Below are 17648 nucleotides of genomic sequence, written 5' to 3'. Positions count from 1 at the left end.
GTAGGAGCGGGTTTACCCGCGAAGACGGGAGCGGCGGCAACCGTGAACGGCGGGTGGAGATTGGCCAGCAGGCCCGGCCCTTTCGCGGGTAAACCCGCTCCTACGGGCGACCGGCAGGCGTTTCGAAGTTTGCGCAAGGCTGTTGTCCCTGCACAGGTTGATCAGCCCGGGATTTTCAGGCCACGCTGCACAGCTGGCCGTTCCAGGAAATTCGCCAGCACGCGCTGCACTTCCTTGAACTGGTCGAAGCCCACCAGGTCACGGGCGTTGTAGCGCTCCACCAGGTTACGCACCCAAGGGAAGATGGCGATGTCGGCGATGCTGTATTCCTCAGCCATCCACTGCCGACCTTTCAAATGCCGATCCAGCACGCCCAGCAGCCGCTTGGACTCGTTGACATAGCGGTCGCGCGGGCGCTTGTCTTCATATTCCTTGCCAGCAAAGAAATGGAAGAACCCGACCTGGCCGAACATCGGCCCGATACCGCCCATCTGGAACATCAGCCACTGCAGGGTCTGGTAGCGCTGGGCGGGGTCCTGGCTGAGCAGCTGGCCGCTCTTCTCCGCCAGGTACTGCAAGATCGCCCCCGATTCGAACAGCGCCAGCGGCTGACCGCCCGGCCCGTTCGGGTCGAGGATGGCGGGGATCTTGTTGTTCGCGCTGAGCGAGATGAACTCGGGGCTCAATTGGTCGTCATTGTCGAAGCTGACCTTGTGCGCCTCGTAAGCCAAGCCAATCTCTTCGAGCATGATCGACACCTTCACCCCGTTGGGCGTCGGCAACGAGTACAACTGCAGGCGTTCGGGGTGTTTGGCGGGCCATTTGCGGGTAATGGGGAAAGCACTGAGTTCGGTCATGATCAACCTTGCCAAGGGAATGAACCTGTCACTCTAGAGACATCCCCAGCCGCTGACCATCACCGACCACTCATCAGCGTTGGCAGCTCAGGCCTGGCCGTGGGCCTTGAGCTTGAGCTTTTCGGTATCGACGCGGACAAACACGGAGTCGGCGGTCACAGTCAGTACATCCTCTGCCCAGACTTCGCAGATTACCCGGCTCTTGCGCCCCACTTCGCCTTCGACACGCGCCTTGAGCAACAGCTCGACGCCCATCGGCGTAGGTTTCAGGTAGGTCAGGTTGAGCGTGCCGGTAACGCAATCGATACGCGGCAGGCTGCCCGGCTCTCGGCCTTCGTTACGGTAGTGGTAGGCCATCGCCGTCCAGTTGGAGTGGCAGTCGACCAGCATCGCCAGCAGGCCACCATAAACCAAGCCAGGCCAGCCAATGAAGGTGCTGTCGGGCGAGTGCCGGCACACCAGGTGAACACCGTCGGCGTCCCAGTAGCTTTGCAGGTGCAGGCCGCTGGGGTGGGAACAGCCGCAGCCATAGCAAGTACCCTCAGGGGCCGCGAGGGCTTGAAGGGAAAGTGTGTGATCAGTCATACGCTTCCTGTGCTTGTTGGAATGGGGGCGCGCAACGCCCCCATTAAAGCAGAAACATCAGACCGTCTGGGCAACCATCTTCGTACGCCGCTGGGTCAGCGAAACCAGCAGGATGAACGCGGTCACCCCGGCAGTCATCAGCGTCTCATAGCGGTAGGCATCGCTGAACAGCATGTAGCCCAGCACCATGACGATGGTGCCGATCACCAGCCAGGTCAGCCACGGGAACAGCCACATCTTCAGTTCCAGCGGGCGCCCTTCACGCTCGGCACGGGCACGCATGCGCAGCTGCGACACGGCAATGACCAGGTACACCAGCAAAGCGATGGCGCCAGTGGTCGACAGCAGGAAGCCAAACACCTTGCCCGGGAACACATAGTTGACGAGGCAGCCAGCGAAACCCGCCAGGGTCGAGAAGATCACTGCCACGGTCGGCACGCCGGAACCGGAGATGCGCTTGGTCACGCTCAGCGCCTGGCCACGCGCGCCAAGCGAATAGAGCATGCGCGACGCCGTGTACAGCCCCGAGTTCATGCAACTTGTCACCGCCACCAGCACCACCAGGTCAACCAGCAACTTGGCGCCCGGCACGTTCAGCACTTCCAGTACACGCTGGAACGACCCTACTGCTTTCAGCCCGGGGTCGTTCCAGGCCACCAGCGACACCACCAGGAAGATCGACGCCAGGTAGAAAATGGCGATGCGGTACACCACCAGGTTGGTGGCGCGGCGAATCTTGTCTTTCGGGTTGGCGGTTTCGTCCGCCGCGATGGTGACGATTTCGGCACCGAAGAACGAGAAGATGGTGATCAGCACGCCCCCAAGCACCGTCCCGAACCCATTGGGCATGAAACCACCGCTGTCCCACAGTCGGCTGACCCCGGAGACCTCGGCCAGCGGCCAGAAACCGAACACCGCCAAGGTGCACACCCCGATGAAGCCAATGATCGCGACCACCTTGACCAACGCGAACCAGTACTCGAAAGCACCGAAGTTCTTCACGCTGACCAGGTTGGTGCCCGACAGCACCAGCATGATCAGGAAAGCGAACAGCCAGGACGGCACGCCAGGGAAGTAGGCATGCAGGATGTCAGCACCGGCAATGGCTTCCACCGGAATGATCAACACCCAGAACCACCAGTACAACCAGCCAATGGTAAAGCCCGCCCAAGGCCCGATGGCCTCCGAGGCGTAGGTGGAAAAAGAGCCGCTGTTGGGGTTTGCGATGGCCATTTCACCCAGCATGCGCATCACCAGCAAGACCAGCAGGCCAGTCATGGCGTAGGAGATGAGGATGGCCGGGCCGGCGGTGGCAATGGCGTTGGAGGACCCGATGAACAGCCCGGCGCCGATGATGCCGGCAATGGAGATCATGGAAACCTGACGGGAAGTCAGGCCGTGCTGCAGTGAGCGCTGTTTCTTGTTGTCTTGCGAAGCCATGAAGAACCCTCGAATGGGTCGGCCGCAGCAAAGCGGCTGAAGGTCTGAGCAGAATTCTTATAAATTTCTGATGTGTGTTGTTGTTGTTTTGCAGATGACCGAAGCGGGTATTGACCTCCTCTTCGCATGACCGGTTGTAATCGTTGATCCAGGTCAGTATTAATCTATAGGCCGGGGTCAACAAACGACCTTTTCGAACCACATAATTCCTTTATGGAATGAACTCCTTCCTTTTTTGCTCGGTATTCGCCCGTCATGTCCAAACGCCTGATGCCTTCGACCACCGCCCTTCAGTGCTTCGAAGCGGCCGCTCGCCACCTCAGCTTCACCCGCGCGGCCCAGGAACTGCACCTGACCCAGAGCGCCGTCAGCAAGCAGGTCGCGCAGCTTGAGGACATGCTCTCGCACTCGCTGTTCCAGCGCATTCGCCGGCGCCTGCACCTGACCCCGGCCGGCGCGCTGTACCTCACCGAAGTGAACAAGATCCTCACCCAGATCGACATATCCAGCCGCTACATCCTCAGCTACGGCGACGAAACCGAAGTGCTGCGCATCGCCACCCAGCCGACCTTCGGCGCCCGCTGGCTGGTGCCCAGGCTCAAGGGTTTTGGTGACCGCTACCCACGCATTCACCTGGATGTGCGCAACGAGCTGGAGCCATTCGACCTGGTACAGGCCAAGGCTGACGTCGCCTTTTTCTTCGGCCAGGGCACCTGGCCCGGGGCGACCTGCATCGAGTTGTTCAGCGAAGAAGTGGTGCCGGTGTGCAGCCCGCAGCTGCTGGCCAGCAACCGTTTCGACAGCGCCCAGGCGCTGACTGAGCACCGCCTGTTGCAATGCGTGTCACGGCCGGAGGCCTGGCATGAGTGGTTCCTGGGGCTTGGCTTGCATAGCCAGAACAGCTACCACGGGCCGCGCTTCGACACGTTCTACCTGTGTATCCGCGCGGCCATCTCCGGCTGCGGCATAGCCCTGATTCCCCGCTATCTGGTGGCCGAAGAGCTGAGCGAAGGCAAGCTGGTGGTGGCCTGGGACCACCCTGTGGCAAGCAACGGGAAGCACTTCATTGCGCATGCCGAGCATGCGGCCGAAGTGCCCAAGATCAGGGCCTTTGTGCAGTGGATCCGGGAGCGGGTGGCAGAGGGGGATTGATTTGACCTGCCCCGGCCTCTGGTAGGAGCGGGCTTGCCCGCGAAGAGGCCGGCACAGCCAACCCAAAAAACCGGCTAGATCACGAATCCATGGAATGATCGCAATCGAATAATTCGTTTGCGGAATAACCCGCCGACACGCTTGGATAATAAGAAACTCGAACAAGGTCCGCGTGCCCCATGAACCAGGAAAGTATCAGCCAATCCATTGCCATCGTTCACCCGATCACACTTTCCCATGGCCGTAATGCCGAAGTCTGGGACACTGACGGCAAACGTTACATCGACTTCGTCGGCGGTATCGGCGTGCTCAACCTGGGCCACTGCAACCCCGCTGTGGTCGAGGCTATCCAGGCTCAGGCCACCCGCCTGACCCACTACGCCTTCAACGCGGCCCCTCACGGCCCTTACCTGGCCCTGATGGAGCAACTGAGCCAGTTTGTGCCAGTCAGCTACCCACTGGCCGGCATGCTCACCAACAGCGGCGCGGAAGCGGCGGAAAACGCCCTGAAAGTGGCCCGCGGCGCCACCGGCAAACGCGCCATCATCGCGTTCGACGGCGGCTTCCATGGCCGCACCCTGGCCACCCTGAACCTCAATGGCAAGGTCGCCCCCTACAAGCAGCGGGTCGGCGAACTGCCCGGGCCGGTGTACCACCTGCCCTACCCCAGCGCGGATACCGGGGTTACCTGCGAGCAGGCGCTCAAGGCCATGGACCGCCTGTTCAGCGTCGAGCTGGCCGTGGAGGACGTCGCGGCGTTCATCTTCGAGCCCGTGCAGGGTGAAGGCGGCTTCCTTGCCCTGGACCCGGCCTTCGCCCAGGCCCTGCGCCGCTTCTGCGACGAGCGTGGCATCCTGATCATCATCGACGAGATCCAGTCGGGCTTCGGCCGCACCGGCCAGCGCTTCGCGTTTCCGCGCCTGGGCATCGAGCCTGACCTGCTGTTGCTGGCAAAGAGCATCGCTGGCGGTATGCCGCTGGGTGCAGTGGTCGGGCGCAAGGAATTGATGGCGGCGCTGCCCAAGGGCGGCCTGGGTGGCACCTATTCGGGCAACCCGATTGCCTGTGCGGCGGCCTTGGCCAGCCTGGCGCAGATGACCGACGAAAACCTTGCAACCTGGGGTGAACGGCAGGAACAGGCCATCGTCAGCCGCTATGAGCGCTGGAAGGCTTCGGGCCTGAGCCCGTACATCGGCCGCCTGACCGGCGTGGGCGCCATGCGAGGGATCGAGTTCGCCAATGCCGATGGCAGCCCGGCACCGGCACAGCTGGCCAAGGTGATGGAAGCAGCCCGCGCCAGGGGCCTGCTGCTGATGCCCAGCGGCAAGGCGCGGCACATCATTCGCCTGCTGGCACCGCTGACCATCGAGGCCGAGGTGCTCGAGGAAGGGCTGGATATCCTCGAGCAGTGCCTGGCAGAACTGAACTGAGGCTTACAGGCCGAGTTCTTCCGGGGTAAGCATGTCGGACTCGAAGGCGATCCAGCCGCCTTCCAGTTCGGCATGGCCGTTGACGATCGGGCCGTAATAGGTCAGGCCGTTCTCCAGGGTTACGCAAATGTGCGTGGCCGGTTTCTCAGGGGCCGCGAGCGTACCGACGAAATGCACCTTCTTCAGGGTTTCGGTCACCGCTTCCAGGCCCACGCGCATCTTGGGGTTTTCCGAGGCTTCGGTATCTCCGCCACGGTCTTCGGCGCTGATGGTCACGGTGGCGATGTACGGGTACTTGGTGCTCAAACGGGGTTACCTCGGTGGGTGTATAGGCGTACGGGCGCGTAGAGTACGGCAGGCCGTCTCTGTTGTCTCTACTGGCCTCTTCGCGGGCACGCCCGCTCCCACAGCGATCGCATGTTGCTTGGGGTATGCAGGGCACCTGCAACAGGTGATCTGAATGCCCCGATCTGTTAGGGTGCCCGCCGATGCACGCCACACCACACGAGGATCCCGAGTGAGCGCCGAAGAACCCCTGATCGCCGACCTGTTCGAAGTCGACAAACGCCTGTCCCTCAAGCCCGTCGTGGACTTCAACAGCTACCTGCGCAACGCCTTCGGCGAGGGCCCATGCCGCTGCCACCGCTGCGTAGAAGGTGCCGACCAAAGCACCTACAGCCACGCGCACAACTTCACCTTCGAAGGCCGCCAGTGGCACCGCCGGTTCGCCACTACCGCCGGCAGCGACGTCGCCCAGGTGTTGAAAAAAGCCTGGCTGTCGTACACCAAGGCTGATCTCAACCTGGTCGGCGCGCTGGACCTGACCACCCTCAAGACCTTTACCGAGGCCACCCTGCACACGCGCCTGCTGGCCTTGCTGCCGGCCAGCGGCCTGGCCCGTGAAGTGGATGGCCAGTGGATGCTGCAAGCCCAGGCCGACTGACGGCCCGGTGGCAGGGCAGGATTCCACCGGTCTGCTAACTTGGTGGAATCCGTCCACCCACAGGTAGTCCGCCATGGCCCGCACAACGCCCATCGAGCTGTACCGCAATATCGGCATCGTTGCCCACGTGGATGCCGGCAAGACCACGACCACCGAGCGGATCCTGTTCTACACCGGGGTCAACCACAAGATGGGCGAAGTGCACGATGGCGCGGCGACCATGGACTGGATGGCCCAGGAGCAGGAACGCGGCATCACCATCACCTCGGCGGCGACCACGGCGTTCTGGCAAGGCTCGACCAAGCAGTTCGCCCACAAGTACCGTTTCAACATCATCGACACCCCAGGCCACGTCGATTTCACCATCGAGGTGGAGCGCTCATTGCGCGTGCTCGATGGCGCGGTCGTGGTATTCAGCGGCGCGGACGGCGTCGAGCCGCAGTCCGAGACAGTCTGGCGCCAGGCCAACAAGTATCACGTGCCACGCTTGGCCTACATCAACAAGATGGACCGCCAGGGGGCCGACTTCCTGCGCGTGGTCAAGCAGATCGATCAGCGTCTCGGGCACCACCCGGTACCCATCCAGCTGGCCATCGGCAGCGAAGAAAACTTCATGGGCCAGATCGACCTGGTGAAGATGAAGGCCATCTACTGGAACGATGCCGACCAGGGCACCAGTTACCGCGAAGAAGATATTCCCGCCGATCTGCAGGAGCTTGCCGACGAATGGCGCGCGCACATGATCGAAGCTGCGGCCGAGGCCAATGACGAGCTGACCATGAAGTTTCTCGATGGCGAGGAGCTGAGCATCGAAGAGATCAAGGCCGGGTTGCGCCAGCGCACCATCGCCAACGAAATCGTGCCGACCATCCTCGGCTCATCGTTCAAGAACAAGGGCGTGCCGCTGATGCTCGACGCGGTGATCGACTATCTGCCCGCCCCCTCGGAAATTCCTGCCATCCGCGGCACCGACCCGGATGATGAAGAAAAGCACCTGGAACGCCACGCCGACGACAAAGAGCCGTTCTCGGCACTGGCTTTCAAGATCGCCACCGACCCGTTCGTCGGCACCCTCACCTTCGCCCGCGTTTATTCCGGCGTGCTCAGCTCAGGCAATGCGGTACTCAACTCGGTCAAAGGCAAGAAGGAACGCATCGGCCGCATGGTGCAGATGCATGCCAACCAGCGTGCCGAAATCAAGGACGTGTGTGCCGGCGACATCGCCGCACTGATCGGCATGAAGGACGTGACCACCGGCGATACCCTGTGCGACATGGACAAACCGATCATCCTCGAACGCATGGACTTCCCCGACCCGGTCATTTCCGTCGCAGTAGAGCCGAAAACCAAGGCCGACCAGGAAAAAATGGGCATCGCGCTGGGCAAGCTGGCCCAGGAAGACCCCTCATTCCGGGTGCGTACCGATGAAGAGACTGGCCAGACCATCATCTCGGGCATGGGCGAGCTGCACCTGGATATCATCGTCGACCGCATGCGCCGCGAGTTCAACGTCGAGGCCAACATCGGCAAGCCACAGGTGGCCTACCGCGAGAAAATCCGCAACACCTGCGAGATCGAGGGCCGCTTTGTTCGCCAATCCGGCGGCCGCGGCCAGTACGGCCATTGCTGGATCCGTTTTGCTCCCGGCGATGAAGGCAAAGAAGGCCTGGAGTTCATCAACGAGATTGTCGGCGGCGTGGTACCGCGCGAGTACATTCCGGCCATCCAGAAGGGTATCGAGGAGCAAATGAAGAACGGCGTGCTTGCCGGCTACCCACTGATCAACCTCAAGGCCGCCGTGTTCGACGGCTCGTACCACGATGTCGACTCCAACGAGATGGCCTACAAGATCGCCGCATCAATGGCCACCAAGCAGTTGTCGCAGAAAGGCGGCGCAGTGTTGCTGGAGCCGGTGATGAAGGTAGAGGTGGTGACGCCGGAGGAATATCAGGGCGACATCCTCGGCGACTTGAGCCGACGTCGCGGCATGATCCAGGACGGTGATGAAACACCGGCTGGCAAGGTGATACGTGCCGAAGTGCCGTTGGGTGAAATGTTCGGCTACGCCACCTCGATGCGCTCGATGACCCAGGGCCGGGCCAGCTTCTCGATGGAGTTCACCCGCTATGCCGAGGCCCCGGCGAGCATTGCCGATGGCATCGTCAAGAAGAGCCGCGGGGAGTAAGCGGTTCTCCTGTACCGGCCTCTTCGCGGGTAAACCCGCTCCTACAGGATGGCCGCAGGCCCAAACATTGTGCGCCCCCCTGTAGGAGCGGGTTTACCCGCGAAGAGGCCGGCACAGGCAGCAACAGTTTTCAATGCTGCTCGCCCGCCCGCTTCAACAGCTTCTTGCACCGCTCCGACAAATGCACCACGCGCAAATGCTTGCCCGCCTTGGCATAGCGCTCGCGCAGGGTTTTCAGCGCCGCAACGGCCGAATAATCGACAAAGCTCAAATGCTGGCAATCCAGCGTGACCTGGGCCGGGTCCCCGGCCGTGTCGAACTGGTTGAGGAACGAGGTGGTCGAGGCAAAGAACAGCGTGCCATGCAGTTGATAACGCTTGCCGCCCTCCGCGTCCTCATGGGTGTCGGCATACAGCTCCCGCGCATGCTGCCAGGCAAAGTTAAGCGCCGCGATGATGATACCGAACAGCACTGCCATGGCCAGGTCGGTCAGCACCGTGACCACAGTCACCGCAACGATCGCCAGCACATCATTCACCGGCACCTTGTGCAACACCCGCAACGACGCCCAGGCAAAAGTCTGCTGGGCCACCACGAACATCACCCCAACCAGCGCCGCCAGGGGAATGCGCTCGATCAGCGGCGACAGGAACAGCACGAACAGCAGAATCATTACCCCGGCCACTACCCCCGACAACCGGCCCCGGCCATTGGAGCTGAGGTTGATCACCGTCTGCCCGATCATCGCGCAGCCGCCCATGCCGCCGCACAGGCCCGACACCATGTTCGCAGCGCCCAATGCCACACACTCGCGGTCCGGGAAGCCACGGCTCTCGGTGATCTCATCGGTCAGGTTGAGGGTGAGCAGGGTTTCCAGCAGGCCGACCATGGCCATCAGCACCGCGTAGGGGGCGATGATCTTCAGGGTTTCCAGATTCCAGGGCACATCCGGCAGTGCCAGCCCCGGCAGGCCACCGGCGATATGCGCCATGTCGCCCAGGGTGCGGGTAGGCAGCCCGAGCACGTACACCAGCAGGCCAACACCGAGGATCGCCACCAAGGCCGGCGGCACCGCACGGGTCAGTTTCGGCAGCACATAAACCACCGCCATGGTCAGCGCGACCAGGCCGATCATCAGGTACAGCGGCGTGCCACTGAGCCAGTGTTCGCCGTCCTTGAAATGCTCCAGCTGAGCCATGGCGATGACGATGGCCAGGCCGTTCACGAAGCCAAGCATGACCGGGTATGGCACCAGGCGCACCAGTTTGCCCAGGCGCAGCAGGCCGAACAGGATCATCACCACACCGCCCAGCAGCACCGTGGCCAGCAGGTACTGCACGCCGTGCTGCACCACCAAGGCGACGATCACCACCGCCATCGAGCCGGCAGCGCCTGAGATCATCCCCGGCCGCCCGCCGAACAGCGCCGTCAGGGTACAAATGATGAACGCGCCATACAGGCCCATCAGCGGGTTGAGATGGGCCACCAGGGCAAAGGCGATGCACTCGGGGACCAAGGCGAACGAGGTGGTGAGGCCGGCGAGCAGGTCGGCGCGTAGTCGGGCGGGCTTCATGGGCTTCCTGTGGTGCAGTCCTGACGGACGTTAGAAAAACGAGGGGCGCGATGTTACGGAATTTGTCTGACAGCGGCCACCGCTCAACGCACCCGTTCCAGGCTCTGCACGGCCAGGTCCAGCGCACGCTGCATGTCCAGGCGCGCCGAACGGCCCAGGTCCGGGTCGTTCAGGCGGCCGCCACGCTCTGAGGGCAGGATCGGCGCCGTCAGGTCTTCGGCATCCATCGCTTCAAAATCCTGTTCGGCGCCCAGGGTCAAGGCACTGCGCCGCAACAGCATGCGCACCTGTTCCGGGGTAAGTGCCGGGTTGATCGACAGCATCGTCGCCACAGTGGCAGTCACCAAGGGTGTTGCGTACGACGTGCCGCAATGCGCAGCCTCGGCAGACACCGGGCGTATGCAGGCAGCAGCACTGACATCCACGCGCATGTCGATGTTGGAACTGTGACGCTTGCGCACATGATCGTGGGCTTCAACTGCCGTAGCCTTGCCACTGCGCTGATGCCCGCCCACCACCAGCAATTGTTCGGTGATGAATGACGAAGGCAGGCGATATTCATCGGTCCCCGACCAGGACGCACCATTGCCCGCCGAATTCACCACCACCACATCAGGGTGCTCCTTGCGCAGCCAGAGGAAAAACTCCTCAAGCAACTCCTCGTAGCCACTCATTGCCAGCCCGGAACGCACCAGCGAATCGACCTCATCACCGTTGACATCGCGCGCGCCGACCCGGTGGATGCCCCAGCTCCAGTTCAGCACCCGCACGCCATCTTCGACCAGGTTCACCGAGGCAGCGATGTTGGCGGTGATACCGGCATCCGAGTTGCGCTCTACCACCACCTCGAAGCCAGGGCTGTGCTTGCCCAGCCCCGGCAAAAAGCCCTCACCCTGCGCAGCGAGAATGCCCGCAACATGGCTGCCGTGGCTGGCCGGGCGATCACCGTCGCGAGCGAAGAGGCATGTCTGGCCTCGTTCGCAGCCCCCTCGATAATCGCCGAACCCTGGGGCGTCAAAGTCCACTTCACGCTCGATTACCCCGACCCGCACGGGCTTCACCGGCAAGCCAGAGGCGGCAATCCGGCGCCGGTAGAAATACAGCGCGTCCATGAAGCGATTGGCCGCCCATTCGTCCGCCTGGTCGATGGCCCGGGTGCCGCGCCCATTGCCCTCCTCCCCGCGCTCGGGGGCGGACTCTTCGACAATCACGGCATCCACGCTGACTTCACTGCCCATGCGCAGGACCATCGCATCGCGCTGCACCAGGTTCTTTACCGGCAAGCGCAACTGGTAGACATTCAGCGGCGGTATGGCACCGACAACCTGGGCGCCGTATTTACCGGCGATGCGCCGGGCCTCGCCGAGGCCGTCGTATTTTTCTTCGATCAACAGGCTGACCAGATCGACATAAGTGGTCAGGCCGTCCATGTTCTTCGCCACTTCATCAGGCCCTGCGGCGATCACATGACTGCGCTGGCGGGTCAGCCATACCGGGTTGCTGGTGCGGCCGCCATCGGCCAGCCAGAGCGGGGCGCTGCGCTGGGCTTCTCTCGCCAGTTTCAGCGTCAGCCGGTCACCTTGCCGCCCGACATTGGCTTCTGACAGCCGCACACCGCCCAACCATACCGTTGGCAGGTTTGCCCCGAGCCCCTCGGCACGCAGGCACCATTGCTGCTGGCTATCGCTGAACAAGTCGCCGCAACGCTGCAACTGCTTGATGCGCAGCGTGTCCGCTGCAGCCTGTGCACCCAGACTGCAAAGCCATAACAGCAAGATCAGGACACCGTTCATGCAATCACCCCACGCGCTCCCTGTGAGTGCGACTTACGGGGCACCTCAAAGGTTCACCTGTGGCTGGCAACTGCCTGGTCGCGGGCGAGCCATTCGGCCATGGAAGTATCCTCCAACGCGTACTCGCCACGATTGGCCTTCCATACCAGCTCCTTGTCGCGCAGGGCGTCGAGGGCCTTCTGTACGTTTGCCGTGTTGACGTTGGCTACCGCCTGGGCCTGCTCCAGCTTGCGGCTGACCTCAACCAGGGTTTGCTCGGTAAATGGGGAAAACGGCTGCCGGCCCAGCGTGCGCTCGGCCATGACCGCTAGCACGGCCTGCTGCAACGGCGTAAGTTCGTTCCAAGCGCTTTCGTAGTCACTCCACACCCCGGCTTGATGGTTCAGCGCCCCATTGCGCAGCAGTTCACCCAGGTTGCCCGCCTCACCCAGGCCGACGCTAACTTCGGCCAACAGTTTGTTGAGCATTTCCGGGCGCCGGCCGACCAATTCGAACGCGTATGCCAGGTCCTCTACCTTGAACTGGTTACTGTCGGCCAGGCGACGGTTCCACAAGGCGGTGATGAATTCGACATATTCACGCCCCAGCAACGGAAATGGCGTGATGCTGGCACCAAAGAATGGCTGCTTGCTCTTGAGTACCAGGTTGGCCAGCTTGTCGCGACTAGAGCCCGTGAACACCAGGCGCAAGCCGTCCGGACGGTCGCCACGGTTAAGATGGTCACGCGCGGCTTTCAGCGCGAACATAGCATTGAGGCCATCTTCGCTGTTAAGGGCGTGCTGAGCCTCGTCGATGATCAGCACTACCAGCTGCCCTGACACTTGATGCAACACGGCAAGCGCCTGGGCCAGGGTAGTCCCCGCAGGCAGTTGCGGGCGGGTGAAATCCCAGCTCAGGGTGCGCAGCAGGTTGATCTTGTCGATACCGGCCTTTTTCGCCGTCCTGGCCAGCGCACCTTCGAATCTGGCCAGCGCAGTACCGATGGCGCCACTGATGAGCTGCGCAGGGGCGGCGTCACGATCCGACCACAGGTCGACGTAAACCGGTAGCCAGCCGCGCTGTACGCATTCCGGTATGAAGTCGTTGTTGAGGAAGGTGCTCTTGCCCGTACGCCGGGGCGCGGCCAGGAACATGCCCGAGCTGTAATCGACCAACGACTCGCCGGCCAAGTCTTGGGCCAGTGCGTTGGCCAACTGATTACGGCGTAGGAGCGGGCGAACGGGAGACATGCAATTAACCTCAATTATCTTGCCTACTATAATTTATAGCCTACAAGATAAATCAGGATAATACGACCGACTGCAACCGTGCCTGCGTGATCCAGATCCGGCAAAAAGTCAGCAAATTTGCCATCATGTTGGTTCCACCTGCGGAGATCATGGACATGCCGCTACGCCCCCTTTTCGCCTCCCTGTTGCTGGTCGCCAGCCTCACCGCCCACGCCGCCACCGAGGTGGTGCCACTTCAGCATCGCAGCAGCGCCGAACTGCTGCCCGCCCTGCAGGCTTTCATCGGCAAGGACGGCACGGTCAGCGCCTTCGAGAACAAACTGATCGTCAACGCCAGCCCCGAGCGCATCGACGACCTGCGCGCCCTGCTGCAACAGCTGGACACCGCGCCCAAGCGCCTGCTGATCAGCGTCGACAACAACGACAGCAATTTCCAGGACAACCGCGGCAACGCACGCGTCATTCACTACGGCACCAGCAACCGCGACGGCGGCATGCAGCAGGTACAAGCCAGCGAAGGGCAACCGGCCCTGATCCAGGTGGGCCAGAGCATCCCCATTACCAGCACCAGCACAGACGGCTATGGGCGCATTCAGAGCAACACCGAATACCGCAACGTGACCCAAGGCTTCTACGTAACCCCAAGCCTGAGCGGCGAAACGGTTCGTCTGCAAATAAGCAGCAATAATGACCGTATCAGCCATGAACGTGCAGATGTAGTGAAAGTGCAAAGTACCGACACGACAGTCACTGGCAAGCTCGGCGAGTGGATCACCCTGGCGGGGTTCAACCAGCAGAGCCAAGCCGACCGCAGCGCGTCAAGCCACACGTACAGCACCCAACGGGGTGAAAACATGACATTGCGGGTCAAAGTCGACCTTGTGGACTGATCCCAGGCAATTCAAGGCTTCGACCAAAGGCCTTGAAACTGACTGCCAAGTCGCATTAGACCAAAGATGTAGTAAGGACAAAAAAGCACTACAAAACATTTGACAGGGTCTTTTTCCCAAGGGCATGATGGCCTCGCTCCCGCTAATCAGGGGCCCTGGCAAGGGCCTTCGAGGCGTACTCCTCCCACCCCTGGAGGCGCCTCGTGTCTATACGGCCCACAAGGCGGTTCGACGGGATTGCGACTGCAACGAAGAAGTTGTCCCGAGGGACGGAAGCGCATCACCGCAGTACTGGCAATCGCGTCGCACCGCAGCAAGGCAACCACGAGCCGACCTGCCGGAGCACACCTTCGCCTGGTCTGCCCACCCTTCCCCTTCGAGCCTTCGCGTTCGCCGCCGCATTCCTGCGAACAGGACAGCCGCCAGGCACCTGATCTGCTCCGAGCATCAGCACAATTAACCCAAGATCGATGCGACGAGGTTTATTTCCATGGCACTGACACGCGAACAGCAAATTGCAGCCCTCGAGAAAGACTGGGCCGAAAACCCGCGCTGGAAAGGCGTGACCCGTACCTACACCGCCGCTGATGTCGTTCGCCTGCGTGGCTCCGTGCAACCTGAGCACACCTTTGCCCGTCAGGGTGCAGAAAAACTGTGGAAGCTGGTCACCGAAGGTGCTCACCCGTCCTTCCGCCCCGACAAAGATTTCGTCAACTGCATGGGCGCCCTGACCGGCGGCCAGGCTGTACAACAAGTCAAGGCCGGCATCCAGGCCATCTACCTGTCCGGCTGGCAGGTTGCCGCCGACAACAACTCGGCCGAGTCGATGTACCCTGACCAGTCGCTGTACCCGGTCGACTCGGTACCGACCGTGGTCAAACGCATCAACAACGCGTTCCGCCGCGCCGACCAGATCCAGTGGAAAGCCGGCAAGAACCCGGGCGACGACGGCTACATCGACTACTTCGCGCCCATCGTGGCCGACGCCGAAGCCGGTTTCGGTGGCGTACTGAACGCCTACGAGCTGATGAAGAACATGATCGAAGCAGGCGCCGCCGGCGTGCACTTCGAAGACCAGCTGGCCTCGGTTAAAAAATGCGGCCACATGGGCGGCAAGGTGCTGGTACCGACCCAGGAAGCCGTACAGAAGCTGGTAGCCGCGCGCCTGGCCGCTGACGTGTCGGGTGTACCGACCATCATCCTGGCCCGCACCGATGCCAACGCCGCCGACCTGCTGACCAGCGACTGCGACCCGTACGACCAGCCGTTCGTGGTTGGCGAGCGCACCCGCGAAGGCTTCTACAAGGTCCGCGCCGGCCTCGACCAGGCCATTGCCCGCGGCCTGGCCTACGCCCCGTACGCCGACCTGATCTGGTGCGAAACGGCCAAGCCGGACCTGGACGAAGCCCGCCGTTTCGCCGAGGCGATCAAGAAGGAATACCCGGACCAGATCCTGTCGTACAACTGCTCGCCTTCCTTCAACTGGAAGAAAAACCTGGACGACGCCACCATCGCCAAGTTCCAGCGCGAGCTGTCGGCCATGGGTTACAAGCATCAGTTCATCACCCTGGCCGGCATCCACAACATGTGGCACGGCATGTTCAACCTGGCGCACGACTACGCCCGTAACGACATGACCGCCTACGTGAAGCTGCAGGAGCAGGAATTCGCTGACGCCAGCAAGGGCTACACCTTCGTGGCGCACCAGCAGGAAGTGGGCACCGGCTACTTCGACGACATGACCACCGTGATCCAGGGTGGCGCTTCGTCGGTGACTGCACTGACCGGCTCGACCGAAGAAGAGCAGTTCCACTGATAGTGGGTTGCCGTTGAACAAAGGCCCGGGGCTTGTGAAAGCTCCGGGCCTTTGTTTTTACCCGAGAAAGGGCCGGGCCTGCTGGCCAATTTTCACCAGCCGTTCACCGTTGCCGCCGCTACCGTATTCGCGGGTAAACCCGCTCCTACACTGATCGGGAGGAGACACACATCGGCGATTGGGCGCAGGCCGCTGCAGGAACGGGTTTACCCGCGAAAGGGCCGGCACGGGCCACAGCAAAACCCTGGATCAGGTCTATGCTTGTGGCAGCCCAGCAGCAGGGACCGCCCATGCCTCGTCCAAGCCACCTGATGATTCTCGCCCTGACCGCCGCTGCCCTCTATATATATGCACTGGCCAGCGACAACACCCTGCTCGCCCTGATGGCCAAACCCATCCCGGTGCTGGCCTTGATTGCCTGGCTGCGCAGCACCCCGGTTTCGCCTTATCGCACATGGATCTCGATCGGCCTGGGCTTCTCGGTACTCGGTGACATCCTGCTGGCCATCCCCGCCGACCTGTTCGTGTTCGGCTTGGCCGCCTTCCTTTGCGCTCACCTTGCTTACCTGCGCGGCTATTGCGGCATTACCCTGCGCCCCGCCCTGCCCGCACTGATCTTCAGCGCAATCACTGGCATCGCGCTGCTCGGTGTACTGGCCAGCCACGGCCTCGGCCCGTTGCTGATCCCGGTAGCGCTCTACGCCCTGGCCATCAGCGCCATGCTCTGGCGCGCACTGGCCTGCGGGGGAGTGGCAGCACTGGGTGCCGGCCTGTTCGTGTTCTCCGACAGCCTGATCGGCATCGACCGCTTCGTCAGCCCGTTCGCCGCCGCACCGTACCTGATCATCCTCGCCTACTGGCTCGGCCAATGGGCCATCGCTTCATCAGTCAGTCATCGCTCAACCGATAAAGTATTGACCCAGAGCGGTGCACGCAGGACCGAGAGCTGCTAGAACAAGGGTTTTTGGCAATTGCAAGTAGGGGGAATCGCCAGATGAACTTTACAAGGCACAGAAGAGCCAAATTCAACGGTAGCAGCTCAAATGATATTAATTATCATTACAGGGGTTGCAATTCGTTACCTGCCGCAAGAAACATAATTAACAAAACCGCGCGTAATGCCCGAATTTCAAGGCTCTCAGCCAGTTACGAACGGTTTTTGTACTTAATCCTACGAATAAATTTGCGACAGAAATTTTACTTGCACCAGGTTTACCCATAAAATCAGCGCGATTGATTCGGCTGCGACATTTGGTCACTGCATGTGCGACGCCAAGTCGCCGCTCTACACTTATTTCAGACTGCAGAGCTGGGTCTCTGTATAAGGATTTCTAGCATGTCCGATTCGGCAGGACTCATCGCCCACAACTGGGGCTTTGCCATCTTCCTCCTGGGTGTCGTCGGCCTGTGCGCCTTCATGCTCGGCCTGTCCAGCCTGCTCGGCAGCAAGGCTTGGGGCCGCGCCAAGAACGAACCCTTCGAATCCGGCATGCTGCCCGTCGGCAGCGCTCGCCTGCGCCTGTCCGCCAAATTCTATCTGGTCGCGATGCTGTTCGTGATCTTCGATATCGAAGCCCTCTTTCTCTTTGCATGGTCTGTGTCCGTCCGCGAAAGCGGCTGGACCGGATTCGTCGAAGCACTCGTTTTCATAGCAATTCTGTTGGCAGGTCTTGTCTACCTATGGCGCGTCGGGGCACTTGATTGGGCTCCCGAAGGTCGCCGCAAGCGGCAAGCGAAGCTGAAACAATGAGGCTT

Annotated in this window: 15 protein-coding genes; 8 read left to right on the top strand and 7 right to left on the bottom strand. The window is 61.8% G+C overall.

Annotated elements, in window-relative coordinates; all coding sequences use genetic code 11:
• Positions 1-161: 161 nt before the first annotated feature.
• The 3 genes from V7787_RS41110 to V7787_RS41100 all read right to left on the bottom strand — a co-directional run bounded on the left by V7787_RS41110 (position 162) and on the right by V7787_RS41100 (position 2882).
• Positions 162-857: a glutathione S-transferase N-terminal domain-containing protein gene (locus tag V7787_RS41110; RefSeq protein ID WP_010954888.1), complete on the bottom strand. Its 696-nt coding sequence runs from the start codon at positions 855-857 to the stop codon at positions 162-164.
• A gap of 87 nt (positions 858-944) precedes the next feature.
• Positions 945-1442, bottom strand: a complete 498-nt coding sequence (locus V7787_RS41105; RefSeq protein ID WP_104886389.1) for a PaaI family thioesterase — start codon at positions 1440-1442, stop codon at positions 945-947.
• A 57-nt stretch (positions 1443-1499) separates the two neighbouring features.
• Positions 1500-2882, bottom strand: a complete 1383-nt coding sequence (locus V7787_RS41100; protein WP_003251396.1) for an amino acid permease — start codon at positions 2880-2882, stop codon at positions 1500-1502.
• Positions 2883-3137: 255 nt separating this feature from the next.
• Between V7787_RS41100 and gcvA the strand changes: the two genes are divergently transcribed.
• On the top strand, positions 3138-4034 hold the full coding sequence (gene gcvA / locus V7787_RS41095) for a transcriptional regulator GcvA (protein ID WP_336093324.1): 897 nt from the start codon (positions 3138-3140) through the stop codon (positions 4032-4034).
• A gap of 179 nt (positions 4035-4213) precedes the next feature.
• Complete coding sequence (locus V7787_RS41090; RefSeq protein ID WP_064493172.1) at positions 4214-5464, top strand: 2-aminoadipate transaminase; 1251 nt, start codon at positions 4214-4216, stop codon at positions 5462-5464.
• 3 nt (positions 5465-5467) lie between these two features.
• Here the strand turns inward: V7787_RS41090 and V7787_RS41085 are convergent, their stop codons facing one another.
• Positions 5468-5770 (bottom strand): hypothetical protein, encoded by a 303-nt coding sequence (locus V7787_RS41085; RefSeq protein ID WP_012051778.1) that lies wholly within the window; start codon positions 5768-5770, stop codon positions 5468-5470.
• Between the two features lie 211 nt (positions 5771-5981).
• Here V7787_RS41085 and V7787_RS41080 point away from each other — a divergent pair, with 211 nt between their 5' ends.
• Together V7787_RS41080 and fusA are read left to right on the top strand one after the other, a co-directional pair.
• Complete coding sequence (locus tag V7787_RS41080) at positions 5982-6407, top strand: hypothetical protein (RefSeq protein WP_104886390.1); 426 nt, start codon at positions 5982-5984, stop codon at positions 6405-6407.
• A 73-nt stretch (positions 6408-6480) separates the two neighbouring features.
• The gene (gene fusA, locus V7787_RS41075) at positions 6481-8592 is read left to right on the top strand and encodes an elongation factor G (protein ID WP_064493169.1); all 2112 of its coding nucleotides are present in this window, start codon (positions 6481-6483) and stop codon (positions 8590-8592) included.
• Between the two features lie 130 nt (positions 8593-8722).
• On the opposite strand, the gene V7787_RS41070 is transcribed toward fusA, so the two are convergent.
• The 3 genes from V7787_RS41070 to V7787_RS41060 all read right to left on the bottom strand — a co-directional run bounded on the left by V7787_RS41070 (position 8723) and on the right by V7787_RS41060 (position 13187).
• On the bottom strand, positions 8723-10165 hold the full coding sequence (locus V7787_RS41070; protein WP_020191995.1) for a SulP family inorganic anion transporter: 1443 nt from the start codon (positions 10163-10165) through the stop codon (positions 8723-8725).
• Positions 10166-10248: 83 nt separating this feature from the next.
• A complete protein-coding gene (locus V7787_RS41065; protein WP_012051775.1) occupies positions 10249-11958 on the bottom strand; it encodes a S8/S53 family peptidase in 1710 nt (569 codons plus the stop codon).
• 53 nt (positions 11959-12011) lie between these two features.
• Complete coding sequence (locus tag V7787_RS41060; RefSeq protein WP_020191997.1) at positions 12012-13187, bottom strand: hypothetical protein; 1176 nt, start codon at positions 13185-13187, stop codon at positions 12012-12014.
• 125 nt (positions 13188-13312) lie between these two features.
• Here V7787_RS41060 and V7787_RS41055 point away from each other — a divergent pair, with 125 nt between their 5' ends.
• The 4 genes from V7787_RS41055 to V7787_RS41040 all read left to right on the top strand — a co-directional run bounded on the left by V7787_RS41055 (position 13313) and on the right by V7787_RS41040 (position 17643).
• Positions 13313-14077 (top strand): secretin N-terminal domain-containing protein, encoded by a 765-nt coding sequence (locus V7787_RS41055; RefSeq protein ID WP_177409986.1) that lies wholly within the window; start codon positions 13313-13315, stop codon positions 14075-14077.
• Between the two features lie 490 nt (positions 14078-14567).
• Positions 14568-15893 (top strand): isocitrate lyase, encoded by a 1326-nt coding sequence (gene aceA / locus V7787_RS41050; RefSeq protein ID WP_010954897.1) that lies wholly within the window; start codon positions 14568-14570, stop codon positions 15891-15893.
• 290 nt (positions 15894-16183) lie between these two features.
• Positions 16184-16846: a lysoplasmalogenase gene (locus V7787_RS41045; protein WP_336093322.1), complete on the top strand. Its 663-nt coding sequence runs from the start codon at positions 16184-16186 to the stop codon at positions 16844-16846.
• Positions 16847-17229: 383 nt separating this feature from the next.
• Positions 17230-17643, top strand: coding sequence for an NADH-quinone oxidoreductase subunit A (locus tag V7787_RS41040; RefSeq protein WP_003251427.1), 414 nt, complete (start codon positions 17230-17232; stop codon positions 17641-17643).
• The last annotated feature ends 5 nt before the right edge of the window (positions 17644-17648 follow it).

The sequence above is a fragment of the Pseudomonas sp. CGJS7 genome (assembly GCF_036961695.1).
This window is presented reverse-complemented; position numbering and strand designations above follow the sequence as displayed.

What these genes read in the sequence shown, in the direction of transcription:
- V7787_RS41110 (WP_010954888.1), bottom strand. Translation starts at nt 857, where the DNA reads ATGACCGAACTCAGTGCTTTCCCCATTACCCGCAAATGGCCCGCCAAA.
- V7787_RS41105 (WP_104886389.1), bottom strand. Translation starts at nt 1,442, where the DNA reads ATGACTGATCACACACTTTCCCTTCAAGCCCTCGCGGCCCCTGAGGGT.
- V7787_RS41100 (WP_003251396.1), bottom strand. Translation starts at nt 2,882, where the DNA reads ATGGCTTCGCAAGACAACAAGAAACAGCGCTCACTGCAGCACGGCCTG.
- gcvA (WP_336093324.1), top strand. Translation starts at nt 3,138, where the DNA reads ATGTCCAAACGCCTGATGCCTTCGACCACCGCCCTTCAGTGCTTCGAA.
- V7787_RS41090 (WP_064493172.1), top strand. Translation starts at nt 4,214, where the DNA reads ATGAACCAGGAAAGTATCAGCCAATCCATTGCCATCGTTCACCCGATC.
- fusA (WP_064493169.1), top strand. Translation starts at nt 6,481, where the DNA reads ATGGCCCGCACAACGCCCATCGAGCTGTACCGCAATATCGGCATCGTT.
- V7787_RS41070 (WP_020191995.1), bottom strand. Translation starts at nt 10,165, where the DNA reads ATGAAGCCCGCCCGACTACGCGCCGACCTGCTCGCCGGCCTCACCACC.
- V7787_RS41065 (WP_012051775.1), bottom strand. Translation starts at nt 11,958, where the DNA reads ATGAACGGTGTCCTGATCTTGCTGTTATGGCTTTGCAGTCTGGGTGCA.
- V7787_RS41060 (WP_020191997.1), bottom strand. Translation starts at nt 13,187, where the DNA reads ATGTCTCCCGTTCGCCCGCTCCTACGCCGTAATCAGTTGGCCAACGCA.
- V7787_RS41055 (WP_177409986.1), top strand. Translation starts at nt 13,313, where the DNA reads ATGTTGGTTCCACCTGCGGAGATCATGGACATGCCGCTACGCCCCCTT.
- aceA (WP_010954897.1), top strand. Translation starts at nt 14,568, where the DNA reads ATGGCACTGACACGCGAACAGCAAATTGCAGCCCTCGAGAAAGACTGG.
- V7787_RS41045 (WP_336093322.1), top strand. Translation starts at nt 16,184, where the DNA reads ATGCCTCGTCCAAGCCACCTGATGATTCTCGCCCTGACCGCCGCTGCC.
- V7787_RS41040 (WP_003251427.1), top strand. Translation starts at nt 17,230, where the DNA reads ATGTCCGATTCGGCAGGACTCATCGCCCACAACTGGGGCTTTGCCATC.